The sequence below is a fragment of the Paenibacillus sp. F024 genome (assembly GCF_057814255.1).
On sequence record NZ_JBVASZ010000005.1, the window covers coordinates 74,100 to 93,193 of the forward strand.

Annotated in this window: 9 protein-coding genes; 8 read left to right on the forward strand and 1 reads right to left on the reverse strand. The window is 48.0% G+C overall.

Annotated elements, in window-relative coordinates; genetic code table 11:
* Positions 1-46: 46 nt before the first annotated feature.
* The 6 genes from ACZYR9_RS07750 to mutT all read left to right on the forward strand — a co-directional run bounded on the left by ACZYR9_RS07750 (position 47) and on the right by mutT (position 12,720).
* Positions 47-2,944 (forward strand): PD-(D/E)XK nuclease family protein, encoded by a 2,898-nt coding sequence (locus ACZYR9_RS07750; RefSeq protein ID WP_488977890.1) that lies wholly within the window; start codon positions 47-49, stop codon positions 2,942-2,944.
* The gene (locus ACZYR9_RS07755) at positions 2,937-6,236 is read left to right on the forward strand and encodes a UvrD-helicase domain-containing protein (protein WP_488977891.1); all 3,300 of its coding nucleotides are present in this window, start codon (positions 2,937-2,939) and stop codon (positions 6,234-6,236) included. Before ACZYR9_RS07750 ends, ACZYR9_RS07755 begins: the two co-directional genes overlap by 8 nt.
* Before the next feature lie 115 nt (positions 6,237-6,351).
* A complete protein-coding gene (locus ACZYR9_RS07760; RefSeq protein ID WP_488977892.1) occupies positions 6,352-6,681 on the forward strand; it encodes a nucleoside triphosphate pyrophosphohydrolase in 330 nt (109 codons plus the stop codon).
* Positions 6,662-9,109 (forward strand): DEAD/DEAH box helicase family protein, encoded by a 2,448-nt coding sequence (locus ACZYR9_RS07765; RefSeq protein ID WP_488977893.1) that lies wholly within the window; start codon positions 6,662-6,664, stop codon positions 9,107-9,109. The genes ACZYR9_RS07760 and ACZYR9_RS07765 overlap by 20 nt, the downstream gene beginning before the upstream one ends.
* A gap of 62 nt (positions 9,110-9,171) precedes the next feature.
* On the forward strand, positions 9,172-12,324 hold the full coding sequence (locus ACZYR9_RS07770) for a DEAD/DEAH box helicase (protein ID WP_488977894.1): 3,153 nt from the start codon (positions 9,172-9,174) through the stop codon (positions 12,322-12,324).
* Between the two features lie 12 nt (positions 12,325-12,336).
* Entirely contained in the window at positions 12,337-12,720 is a 384-nt protein-coding gene (mutT, locus tag ACZYR9_RS07775) for an 8-oxo-dGTP diphosphatase MutT (protein WP_488977895.1), read from the forward strand.
* A 452-nt stretch (positions 12,721-13,172) separates the two neighbouring features.
* Here mutT and ACZYR9_RS07780 read toward each other — a convergent pair whose 3' ends face one another.
* A complete protein-coding gene (locus tag ACZYR9_RS07780) occupies positions 13,173-13,988 on the reverse strand; it encodes a methyl-accepting chemotaxis protein (RefSeq protein WP_488977896.1) in 816 nt (271 codons plus the stop codon).
* A gap of 1,018 nt (positions 13,989-15,006) precedes the next feature.
* On the opposite strand from ACZYR9_RS07780, the gene glmS reads away from it, so the two are divergent.
* Together glmS and ACZYR9_RS07790 are read left to right on the forward strand one after the other, a co-directional pair.
* Complete coding sequence (gene glmS, locus ACZYR9_RS07785) at positions 15,007-16,836, forward strand: glutamine--fructose-6-phosphate transaminase (isomerizing) (protein ID WP_488977897.1); 1,830 nt, start codon at positions 15,007-15,009, stop codon at positions 16,834-16,836.
* A 43-nt stretch (positions 16,837-16,879) separates the two neighbouring features.
* Positions 16,880-19,090, forward strand: coding sequence for a hypothetical protein (locus ACZYR9_RS07790; protein ID WP_488977898.1), 2,211 nt, complete (start codon positions 16,880-16,882; stop codon positions 19,088-19,090).
* The last annotated feature ends 4 nt before the right edge of the window (positions 19,091-19,094 follow it).

Sequence of the window (19,094 nt, forward strand, 5' to 3'; positions counted from 1 at the left end):
TTCAGCGAATGTAGGTATATTGGATTTTTCGTAAGGAGGCATTCCTATGGATCTGATCGATCGGCTATATCAGAAAATCAATGAGGCTCCATTGACTCCGAAAGTGCTGTTGTCCAGATCCTACGCGCAAGGACACCAACTGCTCGAACGGATATGTAAGCGCTATGGATCGATCTTTAATGTAGAAGTACAAACACTTCGCGGAATCGCAACTGCAAATGCAAAGGTAGAGCTGTTGCGCAGAAATATCCGTTTGCTCGATGAGGGGCAAGCTGGTTGGGTTATCCATCAGTTGATGAAGCAATTGGCCGAGGAAGATCCGGAGAGTTACATTACCGATGCTCTGTTAAAGCCCGGTATTGTCAATAAAGTCCATCGTGCCATCCTGGAGCTGCGGCTGGCTGGTATTCATGCTGAAGATGTAACGGCAGAGCCATTTACAAGTGCAGATAAAGGGAAATATATGAAACGGCTGCTCGCCCGATATGAATCGTATCTTCGAGAGCATAGCCGGACGGATGAGGCAGGCTTGGCTGAATATTTGAGGCCGGGAGCGGACGACGCCGTCTATTTGGTGCTTACACCGACAGGGTGGACGCAGGTGGAGCAGCGTATGATCGAAAAGATATCGGGCAGCCGCCTTTGCATCCTTGATTCAGAGGCACCTTTTTACATAAACGAAGATTTTTCAAAGAATACATTCACCATGTTCCGAGCAGCCGGAAGTTTAGCGGAAGTTAGAGAAGGATTTCGCAGAATACTATCGGAACCCGCGGCTCTAGACCGGACGGAAATGATCCTTTCTGATTATGAACACTATGCACCCATTATTCACTCACATGCCGAAACATTGGGAATTGCATCCACGTTCTCGAATGGACTGCCGCTTGTATTTTGTGCTGCCGGAAAAGCAGCTGTAGGTATATTGAATTGGATCGAAGAAGGTTACCCGGTAAAGAGACTAACCGAGATGCTGCGGCACGGTTATATGTCGTTTGCAGATAAACGGTGGTCTCGGAGCGATTGGGTTCGCATGCTGGAAAAGTCAGGAATCGGCTGGGGAAGAGAAAGATATCTTGCATTGCTGAGTCCAGAGAGACTGAGCGAAGAAGAACAAGAGCAAGGTGCAGCTTTATATCATTTTATGAACGATTTGTTTCATCGAATGCCCGAAGGCAATGAATGGAATCCGCTTTTACTTCTAGGCTGGGTGACGGATTTTGTTCAGACTTACGTTCCGGCTCGGTCGCCGGATGATGCCTATGTTGGGGCTGCATTGAAGGAGATGAATCATCGTTACATAACAAGTCCGTCAGAGCCCATGCCGGTGGACTTAGCTGTCAGCTATGTAAAAGAGCTGATAAGCGGGATTCGGATACGCGTCTCAGCGACACCGAAACCAGGTGCCATCTTTATCAGCTCCCTACATAACGGTGGATGCAGCGGGAGAGAGCGTACTTGGATCTTAGGCATGGATGAGAGAGCCTGGAGCGTACCAGCAGTGCAAGACCCCCTTCTTTTGGATCAGGAGCGTATTGCGTTGTCTGCTGGCTTGGAGCCTATGGGGGAACGTGCAAAAAAAGTTAGGAGCGAACGCGAATCCCGGCTCTCGCTTATTCGGGGCGAGGTATGGCTAAGCTATTCTTCTTATGATACGGGGGAGCAGAAGAGCCAGAGCCCAGCTTTTGAAATGCTTCAAATTCTACGCTTGCAGTCAGGAGATTCGTCTATGGATTTTGGAGCATTGGAGCATGCATTAGGCGAACCTTACAGTGTAATGGATATCGTGCATTCATCCGGGTTATCTGCCCCGTTTGATGGAACCGATGCATGGGCCCAAGTGCTGAGGGGTGCGGACGGCAATCGCAAGAAGGGAATGCAGGTCATGCTTCACTCTTATCCTGCTCTTGCTCAAGGGTATCAAGCTCAATTTCACCGGTTAAATGAAAAGCTCTCCTCTTACGATGGCTGGTTGGAAATTGATCCTTCTTCAGATCCCGAAACATCAGAAGATGGCAGTAACCGCAGCACTCTTAGCGTAAGTCAGTTGGAGAAATATGCAAGCTGCGGACTGCAATATTATTTTTACTACGTATTAAAGCTTCGTCCAAAGGAGACCGCAGAGTTCGATCGTACCCGCTGGCTGCAGCCGGGCGAAAGAGGTTCCTTGCTGCATGATATTTTCAGAAGGTACTTAGAGGAGGTTACGAGTCAGGGCACGAAACCTGCAAAACATGACAGAGTCCGACTGGTTGAAATCGTCGAAACAGTGATCGGAGAGAATGCACGATCCAATCCAACCCCGAATTTGCATGTGTTCGCCAAGGAATGTGAGGAAATCCGGCGTGATGTGGAAATTTTTTACCGCTGTGAGGTTGGCAGAAGGGATCAACCGTGCTTCTTCGAATTGGAGCTGAAGACACAGGATGGAGAGCCCATGGAGCTTCCATTGTCCGGTGACATTCGTATTACGCTGACAGGTTTCGTAGATCGAGTCGATCGGATAGGACCAAATACATACAGAATTATCGATTACAAAACGGGCAGTACAAGCAAATATAAGGCTTCAGAATATTTCAGCGGCGGGACACAGCTGCAGCATGCCTTGTACTCGATTGCGGTAGAGCATTGGCTTCGCGATACGGGGAGGGATCCTGAAGCCAGGGTAGTAGAGGCGGATTATTATTTTCCTACAGAGCGTGGACGGGGCGAGTATGTAAGGCGAACCCAGAATCGGAGAGAAGCGTTGACTGCTGTCATTGCCCAGCTGCTCGAAGCTCGAAATAGAGGGCTCTATGTTCCTACTAAGGATTCGAGGAAGTGCCAATGGTGTGATTACCAGGCCGTTTGCGGTTCTCATTCGGAGTGGATGGACGCCAAACGGGTTTCTGCTTCAAACGCTGATATATTGGGCAGGCTGCTGGAGGTGGAGGAAATTGGCTGAGAAAAAAGTGCCGGCAGTACCGGCAGATCAAGCAGACCGTGATCGGATCGTAAACGATTTAGATACGACTTTGCTTGTTGAGGCAGGAGCAGGATCGGGCAAAACGACCAGTTTGGTTGGCAGGCTTCTTGCGCTGATCGAGTCCGGTATTAGAGTCGACCAAATGGCCGCCATTACGTTTACCAATAAAGCTGCGGATGAGATGAAGGAACGTTTCCGGCTGGCATTGGAAAAAGCTTATTGGAGATCACCGAATAATTCTCTAGTACGCGGGCGGTTGTCCGCAGCGATGGCAAATCTTGACCTTATTTTCATCGGGACCATACATTCGTTCTGCGGATCGATCTTACGGGAACGGCCCATTGAGGCAGGGCTGGATCCTTCATTTGAAGAAATGGATGAAGAAAGCGATAAGCAATTCCGTGCGGGCTGTTGGGATGTTTATATGGCTGAGCTTGAGGGAGAGGCGCGGATTCAATTCGAAGAATTGTTGTCGCTGCGTGTTGATGTCAACACACTCCGGGACGTATATGATCGTGTGTCTTTATTTACTGATGTCGAGCTTCCTTATGGAGAGCGGGAGCGGCCCAACTTTAATCGAATTCGGGATACGCTGTTCCCTTTGATCGATGCTGCAGCACCTTATATTCCGACGGTTGAGCCTGAGAAAGGGTGGGATGCGGTTCAAAAGCTCGTTCGTCAAACGCATCAAAAGATGCGTTACATAGACCTATCAGACGATATGCGAATTCTTGAGATCGCGAAGGAGTTTGACCGCAAGCTTGATGTGACATTAAATAGGTGGACATCCAAGGAGCATGCCGGGGAAATGAAGAAGCAGTTTCCCGATTGGCAGATCAAGGTGCTTTTTCCGTTCCTTCAGGAATGGCGTGAATATATGTATCCGAAGCTAATCCGTTTCGTTCGGCCTGTACTTGCTTATTGCGAGGACTGTCGTAACGCCGCGGGAAAGTTGAACTTCCAAGATCTGCTCATGGAAGCTGCAAAGCTTGTGCGTGAAAATGGTGAAGTAAGAGCGTATTTCGCCGAACGTTACCAGAAGCTGCTTGTGGATGAATTCCAGGATACCGATCCGATTCAAGCTGAGCTGATGTTTCTGCTTACAGGGAATTCAGAGGATGGGGGATTCGAGAAAGACTGGCGGCAGCTTACACCCCGGCCGGGTTCCCTGTTCGTGGTTGGGGACCCGAAGCAGTCGATCTATCGTTTCCGGAGGGCGGATATTTCCATATATAACGAAGTCAAGGCGCGGATTTACGAGTGCGGTGCGGTTTTAAGATTAACGGCCAATTTCCGTTCTACACGTTCTATCGGCGATTTTATAAATGGCCAGTTTGCCGGCAAATTTCCGTCTTCAGAATCGGAGCACCAGGCTGCGTTCGTGAAGATGGAGACAGGTGCAGACCATCCCACTGGCAGTCGTAAAACGCCGCATGGCATCTACGTTCTCAATTGCCCGAAAGTGCCCGGAGGTAAAGCTGCAGTCGCACAAGCGGATGCCGAACAGATTGCCAAATATATCTCATGGGCATGTAAAAATGGCAATTTAAAAATGATGGAGCGTGACGGTTTAAGCCGTGATGCAGTTCCTAGTGATTTTCTCATTCTGACCAAAACGAGGGAGTTCATCCATCTCTATGCTGAGCAATTGGACTTGTACGGCGTCCCCGCAGATACTTCGGGGAGCTCAACAGTATACGAGGAGCTGTCGGCACTGCTGCAGCTTGCCCGCTGCCTGGAAGATTCGGCAGATCAACCGGCTTTGCTCGCGGTTATGCGAGGAATGCTTTTCGGCTTAAGTGACCGGCAGCTGTGGGCATACAAGAGGGAAGGTTTTCGTTTCTCGTTATTTGACTTGCCAGAGTTGGAAGCATGCGGAGATGAAGCGAAGTCGGTTGTTATCGTTCTTAAAAGGTTAAAGCTATACCTGCATTGGGCTTGCACGTTAAGCGCGGCGGCAGCTTTCAGTAAAATTGTGGATGATCTCGGTGTGCTGCCTTACGTGTCCACGTTACCTTCAGGGTCTGTTCGTGCTGGAACAATGGTGAGAATGCTGCAAATGCTTTACAGCAATCCGGAGGCAAGCTCTAGTTGGACGGAACTGTGTCGGCTGATTGAGCAAATGATCTCAGGTCGAGGAATGGAAGCATCGAGTCTATATGCCGGCGGCAATCAAGCTGTTCGTATAATGAATCTGCATAAAGCCAAGGGACTTGAAGCGTCAGTAGTGTTCTTGGCTTGTCCCTGTGGGGAGTCTGATCATGATGCGACGCAGTATATAGATCGGTCCAGTGATCCGGCTGCAGGCTACTTTACGATTAGTAAAGCGATCGGGGAATTTAAAAGGGAAGTGATCGCCCATCCTATAGGTTGGACCGGGATGAACGAGCGGGAGCGGGCTTTTTCAAATGCCGAGAAAGACCGACTGCTCTATGTTGCGGCTACGCGTCCGAAGCAGATGCTGGTCATCAGTTTGTATCCAGATCAACCGGCAAAGTGCCCTTGGACACCGCTTGTGGAGGGTATGGATTTCGCGCGTGAGTTGGATGTGCCTGCGCTGAATCAGGAGAGCAAAAATGAGTTAAAGGCGGGGCCGGATTTGTTAGGCGCAACTGCAGCCCGTCAGCAGAAACTAGACGCGATCGGCATACCGACTTATGCGGTAATTTCGGTAACAGGCCAAACCAAAGCTGTTAGCGAAAAGCCTGAATGGTCCGCAGAAGGCAGAGGCATGGCCTTCGGGAGTGTTATCCACCGGACGATAGACATGCTCGGCAAAGGGTTACCGGAGCAGGAAATCGGGGATGCGGTGCGCTTTTTGGCGGATGAGGAGGGCTTGGCTGCGGAACATATCAGCGAAGCTGTTCGTATGATACGGGACGTACTAAGCAGCGAGCTCTGGCAGCGCAGCCTGCGCGCTCGCCGCCGGTTGTTTGAGGTGCCGCTGATGATTCGCAAGCGTTCCGATGAAGTTAGCGTGATTAGAGATGCTGGTGATGCTGGATCAGAGGTTGCGGCCGCATTGAAAGGAACGGTTTCGATTGAGCATGTCTATGTTCGTGGAGTCATCGACTTCCTGTTCGAGGAGGAAGACGGTTGGGTCATCGTTGACTTCAAGACAGATAGTGTAACGGAAGAGAAGCTTCAGTCGTTCATTGACTTCTACCGGCCGCAGGTGCAGGCTTATGCGTCGGAATGGGAAGGAGCTTTTGGATACAAAGTGAAAGAAGCTGGCTTGTACTTTGTTCAATTAGGAATCTGGGCAACATGACGCTTAAGTGAAGGATAAAAGGTACATTTGTCGAATTATAATTTGCACTAATCTCTTCCATTCCCTTAGTTGTGATACAATAATAGATAACTAACATGCGAAGGATGAGTTACCTATGCCGGTTTACAATAAACTTGTTCGTGATCTTATTCCTCAGGTTATAAAATCGACTGGTAAGGAATGTCGCACACGTATATTAGATGAAGAAGAGTATAAGAAAGAGCTTGTCATAAAACTTAAAGAAGAGTCGGAGGAATATTTTTCCGCTCAAGGTCCAAAAGAATCATTAGAAGAACTTGCGGATATGCTCGAGATCATTCGGGCGTTGGCCACCGTACATGGTGCTACATGGGAACAACTTGAAGCCTTGAGAGAGAAGAAGGCGGAAGCGCGCGGTGGATTTCAGGATCGGGTGTATCTAATCGATGTCGACGACAACGCTTAATGTCAAACTCATTACAGAAAACCTAGCGGACGAGTTAATCATCGGAATGCAGAATGCTTCCGGTATCTATATCATGACTTCCTTTATCATGCAGTCGGGGGTGCGCTTATTGGCGCCCCATCTGAAAGGTGCCATAGAGCGGGGAGCTGAAGTGAGGGTTCTGGCCGGCGATTATCTTTTTGTTACGCAGCCGGAAGGCCTGCAGGCATTACTCGATATTGATACACGGCTGGAGGCACGGTTATGGCGAAGTATGGGAACGTCCTTTCACCCTAAAGCCTATTTATTTGACTATGAGAATGGTGAAGGGCTGCTTATCGTCGGTTCCTCCAACTTTTCCATGTCTGCCATGAGAATGGGGATGGAATGGAACCTGGCGATGAATGCAAAAGCCGAGCCTTATACCTTCCAAGTCGCGTTGGACAAGTTCATGCAGAACTTCTATCACGATTCTACATTGCCGTTAAACGAGCACACCATTGCTATCTATGAAGAGGAGTATCGGACCTGCCATCGAAAAAATCCGGAGTTAATCCGCATGATTACAGAGATGGAAGAGGATGAGTACCGTACCGAAAATACGGGCAATGCTGTAGAAAAAACGGTTTTGGACGGAGAACATACTCCTATCCATCCTAGGTTTGCTCAAATCGATGCACTGGATGCATTAGAGAGAACGTTAGAAGAGGAATATGACAAAGCCATGGTTGTCATGGCCACCGGACTTGGAAAAACCTATCTTGCCGGCTTTTTCGCTCAGCGCTTTAAACGTGTGCTATTCGTAGCGCATCGTGAAGAGATTTTGCTTCAAGCGAAACGATCATTTCAGCGCATCATGCCGGACAAAACCTTCGGTATTTATAACGGAGTCATGAAAGAGGGAAGCGCAGACTGTGTGTTTGCTTCAATTTACACCCTCGGAATGAAGAAACACCGTGAATCCTTCGTGCAGGACCAGTTTGATCTTATCGTGGTAGATGAATTCCATCATGCTGCCGCAACGTCATATCAATCGGTAATCCAGTATTTTAAACCGAAGTTTTTACTTGGTATCACGGCAACACCAGATCGGATGGACGGCAAGGATGTCTATGCCCTTTGTGACGGTAATGTCGCCTACCAGATTCATTTTATTGAGGCCATCCGTCGTGGCTGGTTGTCCCCATTCCGATATTTTGGTGTTTATGATGATACCGATTATTCATCCATTAGGTGGCTTGGAACGCACTATGATGATGAACAGCTGACTGCGGCGCAGCTAAAACAAACACTGGCCGACAAAATCTATATTGCCTGGACAGAGCATAAGCAAACAAGAACGATTGGTTTTTGCTCGTCCATTCGGCAGGCGGATTTTTTGACAGGCTATTTTCAAGACAGGGGAGTATCGGCAGTCAGTCTTCACTCTGGAACAGTAGGAATGACAAGGGAAGAGGCGATAACACGTCTAGCCAGAGGGGATTTAGAGGTCATATTTACCGTCGATTTGTTCAATGAGGGTGTAGATATTCCTAGTGTAGATACCTTACTTTTCGTCCGTCCAACGGAATCATTAACGGTGTTCACGCAACAAGTTGGTCGGGGTCTGCGATTATCGGAGCAGAAGTCGCATTGTACAGTCATTGACTTAATTGGAAATTACCGAAATGCAGATGTGAAGCTTCGATTATTTGCAAGTGAAGGGGAAGCAAAGGGAACAGCAAAGGAATCTGTTATTCCATCTGTACCGGTTGGATGTGAGCTTAATCTGGAGACGGCCGTTATCAATCTGCTCGATGAGTTAAGTCGTAAGAAGCTGCCATATCGCGAGCGTTTGCATCGTTCCTTCCTTGATCTAAAGAATGAGCTCGGACGAATCCCTACTTATTTAGAGCTTCACCTTTATGGCAGATCCAACAGCTGGGAATATCGGAATGAATTCGGTTCTTACGTTGGTTTTCTTCAATGGGCCGAATGCTTAACGAAGGAAGAAGAGGAAGTATACTATAGATATGAAGCTTGGATCCGTGATGTCGAGAAGACGGTCATGACCAAGAGCTATAAAATGATTGTTCTCCTCTATATGCTTGAACGAGGACCGGAACATTGGGCGGAGTCTGTTATCTCTAAGGAAGTAGCATCATTCTTTCACGGTTACCTTATGGAGAAGGAGTACCGGAGGAGAATTGATTTCTCCGATAAGGACTCGAAACGGCTTTGGGCGTATAATGAGACGGGAGTTAGTCAGCTTATTGAACGTATGCCAATGACGAAATGGGGTTCGGCTAAAGGGAGTATGACCCGCTTTGAGGATGGGATGTTTAGTCTGAGAATTGAGCCCGCTCATGAGCATCGATCAATCCTGTATCGCTGGACAAAAGAAATTTGCCTTTATAGGCTTCATCATCACTTTGAACGTAAAGAGCAAAAGCAAGGGCCCCTTCAGTAATGATGGGGTCTTCATGTATAAATGGTTTGTCAAGATAGACTCCAAGGCAGATGAGGTGTTTTATGAAGCAGGGGCTGTATGAGCAAATTATTAATAATCTTACAAGGAGACAGTTGTCGGATCTGGATCCTTCCCTATATGAAATTGGTATAGAACAACTTGACCCAGAGGAAGCAAGAAAACAACTATCTAATTATTTAGCTGCAGTGACCCGAAGAGCTTTAAAAATAATTCGTGAACAAAATAGTGATGATGACGATGCACTTCTTTTACAGGTGAGGACTTGCAATGATATTATTTCAACTTTGCGTAACAGTCTGGGCCACGAAGAATTAAGGGAATGGCAGCTTGATGAAAGGGGTGAGGTTCTAACCTACGTATATTCCAAGTTAAACCATATCCGTGGCATCAAGGAATCCAAGGTGAATAGACCTACAACACCATTGTCACAAAGCTCATTATTTACAGGATCTCATTCGGAGCCCAATATGATGAGTGAACTAAAAACGGAGGTAGTAACCTCAGATCAGGTTGATTTATTGGTTTCCTTTATCAAATGGAGCGGGCTGCGCTGCCTAATGGAGCAGTTAGAGGAGTTCACATCCAATGGGGGCCGTTTACGGGTCATAACAACGACCTATATGGAAGCAACGGATTATAAGGCCGTCATAGAATTAAGCAAGCTACCGAACACGGAAATCAAAATCTCTTATGACACAGATCGCACGCGATTACATGCAAAGGCATATCTTTTCAAAAGAGAGACAGGCTTTACTACAGCCTACGTAGGGTCATCCAACCTATCAAATCCTGCTCTTACGAGCGGCTTGGAATGGAATGTAAAGGTTACGGAGAAAGATGCCTATGATGTCCTGAAGAAAATAGAGGCAACCTTTGAAAGCTACTGGAATGATCGTGAATTTAAGAGTTTCTCCATCTCAGATCAGGAGCATCAATTACTGCTCAAGCAAGCACTTGGCAAAAAGAAGGAACAGGAAAGTAATCAATTAACATTCCAATTTAACATTACTCCTTACGATTATCAGAAAGAAATTCTTGAGAAGTTAGAGGCTCAAAGAGTGATCTATGGAAGAACAAGAAATCTGCTAGTAGCTGCTACTGGTGTAGGGAAGACTGTTATATCTGCATTCGATTATAAGCGGTTTGCCAGTCGCAATCAAAGGGAAAGATTACTCTTTGTGGCCCATCGCGAGGAAATCCTTAAGCAAAGCCTGGATACATTTCGGTTTATCTTGAAAGATCTGAATTTCGGAGAACTCCATGTTGGAAGTAGCCAAGCCGATTCCATCGATCATCTGTTTATCAGTATCCAAAGCTTTAACACACTAAAGCTTGCTGATAAAACAACTCCAGATTTTTATGATTATATAATTGTAGATGAATTTCACCATGCCGCGGCGCCTTCCTATCAAAGGCTTTTGTCTTATTACCAGCCTCAGATATTATTAGGGTTAACAGCCACTCCTGAGCGGATGGATGGAAAAGATGTATTGCACTACTTTAATGATACTATCGCGGCAGAAATTCGCTTAACGGATGCGATTGATCGGAAATTGCTTTGTCCCTTTCATTATTTCGGTGTGACAGATAACGTTGATTTATCCCAAGTCAAATGGACAAGACGCGGTTACGATCTGAATGAGCTCGAGAACTTATACACCCATAATAAAATTCGGGCAAGTCAAATTATAAATAGCTTAAAAAAATATGTAACAGATTTGGATGATGTCAAAGCACTTGGATTTTGCGTGAGTGTGGATCATGCGCTCTATATGGCTAAGGTTTTCAATGAGTCGGGGATAGCCGCTATTGCATTGCATGGAAAGTCTGGCGATGAGGAGCGTAATTCTGCTAAGGGGAGATTAGTTTCAGGTGATGTCAAGGTGATCTTCGTTGTCGATCTGTATAATGAAGGGGTAGACATACCGGAGATCAACACGATTTTATTCTTGCGTCCTACAGAGAGCTTGACCGTATTCTTACAGCAGCTTGGCCGTGGGCTTCGCTTGGCAGACGGAAAAGAATGCTTAACAGTTCTTGATTTTATTGGACAAGCGCAAAAAGAATATAATTTCCAAGAGAAATTTAGAGCTATACTTGGCAAAACAAAGCATTCCGTTCAGCACTACGTCGAGCACGGGTTTTCGAGCCTACCACGCGGAAGCTTCATTCAGCTTGAGAAACAGGCCAAAGAATACATCCTAAGAAATCTGAAGCAAACAACAATCAATCGGAAGAGCTTGGTTGCTAAGCTGAAATATTTTGCAGAAGATACTGGATTAAGCTTAACACTAGAAAATTTCATTCGATATCACGGAATGAGTCTAAATGATTTCTACGGTGGGCGTAATGGAAACCGTACATTCCGAGGGTTGATGGCTGAAGCGGGTTTAATCGAGCCATTTGAGTATGAGAATATGGAGTACCTGACAAAACGTATTCCGGCTTTATTAAGCATGAACTCTCGGAGACTTTTAGGTTTTTTAATCGAGTATCTTGAGCAAGGAAAGCTCGTACAAACAGAAGAAGAACGTCTGATGCTGAATATGTTTTACTATACCTTCTATCGATCTGAGCCCCAAAAACAGGGGTACCTGGACATTCATCACGCTGTTCAGTCTATTGTTTCCTGCAACACGTTTAAGGAAGAGATCATTGAAATACTTAAATATAATTACGCACATATTAACTTTGTCGATAAAAGGAATGAGTTCCCATACATATGTCCCTTAGATTTACACTGTACATATTCAACGGATCAAGTGCTGGCGGCCTTCGGCTTTTGGAATGAAGAAAAGGCTCCGGCTTTTCGTGAAGGCGTGAAGTATTTCGAGGATAAGGAAACGGATATTTTCTTTATTACACTAAATAAATCCGACAAAGACTTTTCGCCTTCTACTTTATATGAAGATTATGCCATTAACGAGCGACTCTTTCATTGGCAGACTCAGAGTCGTATTTCGGAAGAAACGAATACGGCTAAGCGATATATCCATCATAAACAAATGGGGAAAAGAATTGCGTTATTTGTCCGTGAATACAAGGAGGAGAATAACTACACTTCGCCATTTGTTTTCTTAGGGGAAGCCGAGTATATAAGGCACGAAGGAAATAAACCCATGAGTTTTGTGTGGAGATTGAAGGAAGAGATGCCTCCGGAATTGGTGCCAGTGGCAAATAAAGCACTTGGATAGGATGTGATTGGGATGATTGAGGTGGCAGCAGCCATCATCGAAAATGAGCTTGGTCAGATCTTAATAGCTAGACGTAAGAAGGGTAAAGCGCAAGAAGGCTTGTGGGAGTTTCCGGGTGGCAAGATAGAGAATAATGAAACGATTGAAGAATGCTTAAAGAGAGAGTTACAAGAAGAAATGAATATTCAAATTCAACCGTATGAATCATTTGGTAAAAATGACCATTATTATGGATCGACACATATTCGGCTGTATGCACATAAGGCTAAATTTATAAGTGGGGAATTGGAGTTGGTCGATCACGACCAATGTGAGTGGGTATATTCGAAAGATCTGGGGGAGTATGTATTTGCTCCAGCTGATGTTAAGTTCGTTGAGATGTTACTAGTAGGTTAGTAAGAAGCCATGGCTATTTGGTCCCAATACCAAAATTCAGTGCCTGACTAAATAATCTGAGGATTTACGTCACTTTGGATTTCACTTGAACATCGGTATCTGCTTCCATCCGTAAACCGTTTTAGCCCATAGAACTTGCATTTATTCTACATTAAAGCCAGGCACCTTAAAATATCGAATTAAGGTCCTGGCCCTAGCCCTGGCTCTGATTATTTTTGAGTTGTAGTAATTAGGGCTTGCTGAATAATCAAAAATTCCGTATCGCCATGGCTATTGAACCTATCATGCCCGCCTCTCCATGTAAAGCCTTCCAAAGATAATTTAGAGATCAATGGGTTGAGTGCTTCTTCTATTTCTACTGATGCTATTGCTGAGGTTATTTTCTAATCAAGATACGCTTCCAAAAGGCGGATTTGGCAATTGAATAGCTCTGCCTTTGAGGATCGACAACGTTATTTACCTATCTTAGCTAATCGTTCAGTCGTTTCAGAAATTTGCAGAAAAGCTGCATTCAGTTCTTCCATGCTGCCCGAATGTTCCTGCGTATGAGCGGCGATCTGTCGTATAGCTTTATCCATTTCCGCGACTATTACTTGAATACGCGTTAATTGTTCTTTAATTTTGCTTGCTGCCTCCATGCTGTTGGCCGCCATTTTTCTGATTTCATTGGCAACCACGGCAAATCCTCTGCCTTGTTCTCCGACTCTTGCCGCTTCAATCGCGGCATTTAATCCTAACAAATGAGATTGGCTTGCTACCTCCTGGACGAATTTCAGGACGGAGCCAATTTGCCTAATATCGTTCATCGTATCCTGAGACTGTACGGATAGCTTTTGCAAATAATTCGATACTTCATCACTATCCTTTCTCACCTGCTCCGTGGTAGCGGTCATTTCCTCGATCGTAGCGTATAATTCGGAAGTCCCGGTTCTTAAAGCATCCAATTTTTTATTTGATACCACCGCGGCGAGAGAACCGACGACTTGTCCATCCTCCTCTATGATCGGTACTGCCGTGGAAATATAAGGGACGCCGGATACGGAAGCATCCCGTTCCACTTGAACGTTGATGCCCAAACGCATCGCTTCCGCCGAAGCAGTCCCCGTATATTTGCTCATGGGCTCGCCCGCTTTAATATTGGCATCAAACGCTTTTCCAGGCAAATATCCGATGACTCTTTCAGGGGTTGAAACGATGATACAAGCATCTTCGGGATACGTGTGCTGAAAAATGGGCATGGCATCTAATACAAGCTGAAGTTTGGACATCACGACACCCCTAAAGTTACAGATATATTACGCGGCGATCTATCAGAAAGCGTTTTCAATATAAATTATACTAATTTATGTAAAAGATTCAATCGAAATGTGCTTCCTCCCGATAGGTTGATTAAATTTTGAAGATGCGTTGAACATATTTTTAAAGATTGACCTGGGTTTCGATAAAGAAAGGTTCATGTCACGCCTTTATACTTGCTCCGAGCAGACGCTGCCTTCCGGTGCAGCGGCTTAGCGGGACATTTTTACGGGAACGATAAAATCAAGGTTACATATCGGCGGAGAAGCCGCCCAATATACGCTTCCGGCTCCTCTTGATGCGTGCAGCGGTTTCTATATAAATCCAGCCATGGTTTGTTCCGTGGGGCTGGAATATTATGGACGAATGACATGGTCTGCAGTCTGGGATAGGTCCAGTGCTTTATCCTCCTGAATACCTCAATTAAGCTGCAGGAATCGGGTTTACGAGCTTGAACGATAAACCGCAAACATATTCCATATTGTGGTATGTTTTTTCTCTTTGGACAGAGGCTCAGAGGCCGGTTTAGCAGATAAATAATCCTTAATTTGGGAAAAATTCTCTCCCCGTAAAAAATAAAATTTTGTAAATCCGAGAAAGAGACCTATAGAGGCCTATTCAGAAATAGCGTCTTTACCGGTGGTTGTGTAGGAAATTGGACTCCCCGAAAGGACACCTTTTTTAGCTCTATTTGATAACGCTTTAATTTACCTTTGGTTAGATAGTGATCATCAGGCTATCCGTAGGTTTTTTTTGGAAAAAACAAGGTTTGCATCACTCGAACATTAAATGCGTGTTTTTTGCAAATATCTACAAAATTCGACAAATCGCTAGAGGCCGATGGTTATGTCTGAGGATGTGTATTGTCTGTTAGGGAACGTTTATGAAAATTGGTGCTCTCGCAGTATACTTCGGCCAAATTGAATGAGGTATGGTGAAAAAGGGCGAAGGAAGCCTGGATTCTCAAATCGAATAGGAGAGTGGTTGTAAATGTGCGGCATCATGGGTTATGTGGGAGGCAAGCAATCGCAGCGCATTCTGCTCGACGGATTGAAGAGGCTGGAGTACCGCGGTTATGATTCGGCAGGTATTGCGGTATGTACGGAGCAAGGACTCAAGGTTGTGAAGTCAAAGGGCCGGATCGCCGAGCTGGAGAGCCGTCTCTATCAGGAAATGCTGCTTGGAACGATCGGCATCGGCCATACCCGCTGGGCAACCCATGGGAAGCCGTCGGACACGAATTCACATCCGCATACGGATAACGCTATGAAAATATCGGTCGTTCATAACGGCATTATCGAGAATTACCTGGATCTGAAGGAACAGCTCACCGGGCAGGGGGTCACCTTCGTTTCCGAGACAGATACGGAGGTCATCTCCCATCTGATCGCCTCGCATTACGACGGCGATATCGTTAAGGCGGTGCAGCGGGCTACGAAGCAAATGCGCGGGGCCTACGCTCTTGCCGTCCTCTGCGAGTTTGAGCCGGACAAGCTGGTTGCGGTTCGGATGCACAGCCCGCTCATTATCGGGATCGGGGAGAACGAGCAATTCATCGGCTCCGATATCCCGGCGATTCTGGAATACACCCGAAACGTGTACATCTTGAACGACGGAGAGATGGCCGTCTTGAGCCAGTCGGGTGTTGAGCTGATGACGATCGAAGGCAACTTCATCACCCGGGAGCCATTTCACGTGGATTGGGATCTGGCCGTGGCGGAGAAGGACGGGTACGCGCATTTCATGCTCAAGGAAATTCATGAGCAGCCGAAGGCGTATAGGGATACGCTGAGCGGCCGGCTGCTGACGGCAGCACCTTGGGTGCACCTGCCGGAATTGTGCCTCACGGAAGAACGGATCAAAGCGATCCGCAGCGTGCACATTGTTGCCTGCGGAACGGCCTACCACGCCGGTCTGGTCGGCAAAAACGCGATCGAACGGTTGGCGCGCCTGCCTGTCGAGGTCGATGTAGCGTCGGAATACCGTTACCGCTCACCGCTGATTACACCGGACACACTTGTTATCGTTGTGAGCCAGTCCGGCGAAACGGCAGATACGCTCGCTGCGCTCAGGGAAGCTCAGCGCAACGGTGCCCATGTGCTGGCAGTGACCAATGTAGTAGGAAGCTCCGTTGCCCGGGAAGCGAACGATGTTTTGTTCACGTGGGCCGGACCGGAGATTTCGGTTGCCTCCACCAAAGCGTATACCACGCAGCTGATCGCCTTGTACCTGCTGGCACTGCATTTGGCCGGTGCGCGTGGAACCTTGGAGAATGAGGAAGCCGAATCGATCTCGCAGGCGCTGAAGGCGCTTCCGGACCAGGCGGAAACCATTTTGCAGAGGTCCGTGGAAATGGAAGCTTATGCACAGGAGATTTCGCAGTATCAGAACCTTTTCTTTATTGGCCGAGGCATGGATTATGCGGTAGCTCTTGAAGGCTCGCTCAAGCTCAAAGAAATCTCTTACATCCATTCCGAGGCGTATGCGGCCGGCGAACTCAAACACGGGACGTTGGCCCTTATTGAAGAGGGCACGCCGGTCGTCGCGCTCGCGACTCAGCCGGAGCTGTACGAGAAGACGGTCAGCAACATCCGGGAAGTGATCGCGCGGGGCGCGAACGTATTCGGTATTACCGGGGTGAACATCACCGATCTTGAGAGGCATGTCAACGGCCTGTTCCGCATTCCCGACACGCATCCGATGACGGTGCCGGCCCTGTCGGTCATCCCGCTGCAGCTTCTCGCTTATTACGCGTCTGCAGCAAAAGGGTATGACGTGGACAAGCCACGCAATCTGGCCAAAAGTGTAACGGTGGAATAATGGCAGCAAACAGGCGTACGGAGAAAGGAAGGTGATCAAACGGATGCGAAAAGGAAAAGCCTTCCTTCTGACGATCGGGCTGCTCGGAGCCGTCATGGCAGGAGGCTTCTACGGACTGAACTATTTCGCAGCCGCCAAAGAAGTGGAGCATCAGACGACATCTGACGGCACGAAAATCAAATTTCGTACGGAAGGCGAAACCATCCAGATGTACCGGTATGGAGAATGGCAGCCGATGTTCGTAAAAGGGGTTAATCTCGGGGTTACGCTGCCGGGGCATTTCCCAAGCGAGTTTCCGCTGCAGCGCGAGGATTATCTTCGCTGGTTCGGCCAGATCAAGGAGATGGGAGCCAATGTCATCCGGGTGTATACCCGCCATAATCCTGTGTTCTACTCCAGCTTGGTGGAGTATAACCAGAAGCATGCGGACGATCCTCTCTATTTTATCCAGGGCATCTGGTCGCCGGAGGAGCAGCTCATCGAGAAAAAGGACGCCTACCTGCCGGAAATCCAAGACGCGTTCCGTAACGAAATCGAGCGGGCTGTCAAGGCCGTCTACGGCGATTTGGAGCAGCCGGAATCACCGGGCCAAAGCTCGGGAACATATAAAAAGAACGCCGGACCTTATTTGCTGGGATGGCACATCGGGACGGAGTGGGACCCGGAAATGGTATTACATACAAATGAGACTCACAAGGACAAGGCGGCTTATACGGGCCGGCACTTCCAAACGGAACCCCATGCATCTCCGTTCGAGGCATGGCTGACCGAAATGATGGATCATACCGCGCGAGCAGAAAAAGCGTACGGCTGGGAGCATCCCGTTACTTTTACCAATTGGGTGACGACAGACGTGCTGTCCCACCCGGAGGAGCCGTTGTATACAGAAGACAGGGTCAGCGTGGATGCTACCCATATTCGTCCGCTGCAGTGGGAAGCCGGCTATTTCGCCGCCTACCATGTGTATCCGTACTACCCTGACTTTTTCCGGTTTGACAAAAATCCGAACCAGGTCAAGGATGCGAACGGCCAACCGGATTCCTACCGGACTTATCTGCAGCGTCTGAAAGCGTATCACCGGGGCATGCCGCTCATGGTGACGGAGTATGGTGTACCATCGTCCGCCGGAATCTCGCATTTTGCCCCCCTAAACCGGTCTCAGGGCGGACATAACGAGGAACAGCAGGGCCGCATCGATGCGGAGCTGACGCGCGCCATTCATGACGAGGGCTATGCCGGTGCCATCTTGTTCATGTGGCAGGACGAATGGTTCAAGAAGACGTGGAACACGATGCCTATGGAGATACCGGCCGACCGGCGACCGTATTGGCTGAACGTTCTGACCAACGAGAAGCAGTTCGGGGTGCTCGGCATGTATTCGGGAAAAGACGGGATCCTGCACATCGACGGGAAAGACGATGATTGGAGAACGCTTAGAGATGACGTCAAGACGAGGCTGGACGTGCAGGTACCCGGAATCCGTGACCTCTGGGCGACCCATGATGAAGCGTATGTGTACCTGGCCGTCCGGCTGGATTATGCGTTCGATCCCAAGCGGGAGACGCTCTTCCTTGGTACGGACATCCTGCCGGGAGGCAATAAGCATGCGCCGGAGCTGAACGGCAAGGTGCTGGACGAAGGGCTGGAGACGCTCATTACCATTGGAACGGACGAGGAAACGGGTGTCCGCATCGCAGCCAACTATGATATGCAGAAGCGGCTGTACGGCTATATTTACGGCATGCTCCCTGTGACGGAACAGGATACCCAGGACGATTCGGGAGTGTTCAGTCCCTGGCGGCTGCCGGTTAGCCTCAAGATGGAACCGCCGGACACGAAATTTGCGCACCCTTTCGAAGACGCGGAAGTCGGCCGGCTGCCACGGGGGACGACGGATCCGCAGGACCCGTCCTACAATTCGCTGGCCATGTGGCAGTACAGCGGGGATTTCATCGAGCTGCGCATTCCATGGATGCTCCTGGGGCTTGCGGATCCGAGCTCACTTCAGGCGGTTAGTTACGACATGCCGGACAAGGTATTCAAGACGGCAAAAATGGACGGCATCCGGTTCATTCCCTGGTTTATGGACAAAAGTACGAAGCGCATTACCGGCCTGGACGCCGAAGCACAAGCCTTCCCTGTGTCCAAGGCGCCCCGATTTACTTGGTCCCCTTGGGATACGGTCACCTACACAGAGCGTCTCAAGCAAAGCTATACATTGATGCAATCCCTATACAGGGAGTTGGAGCGTTAACGGA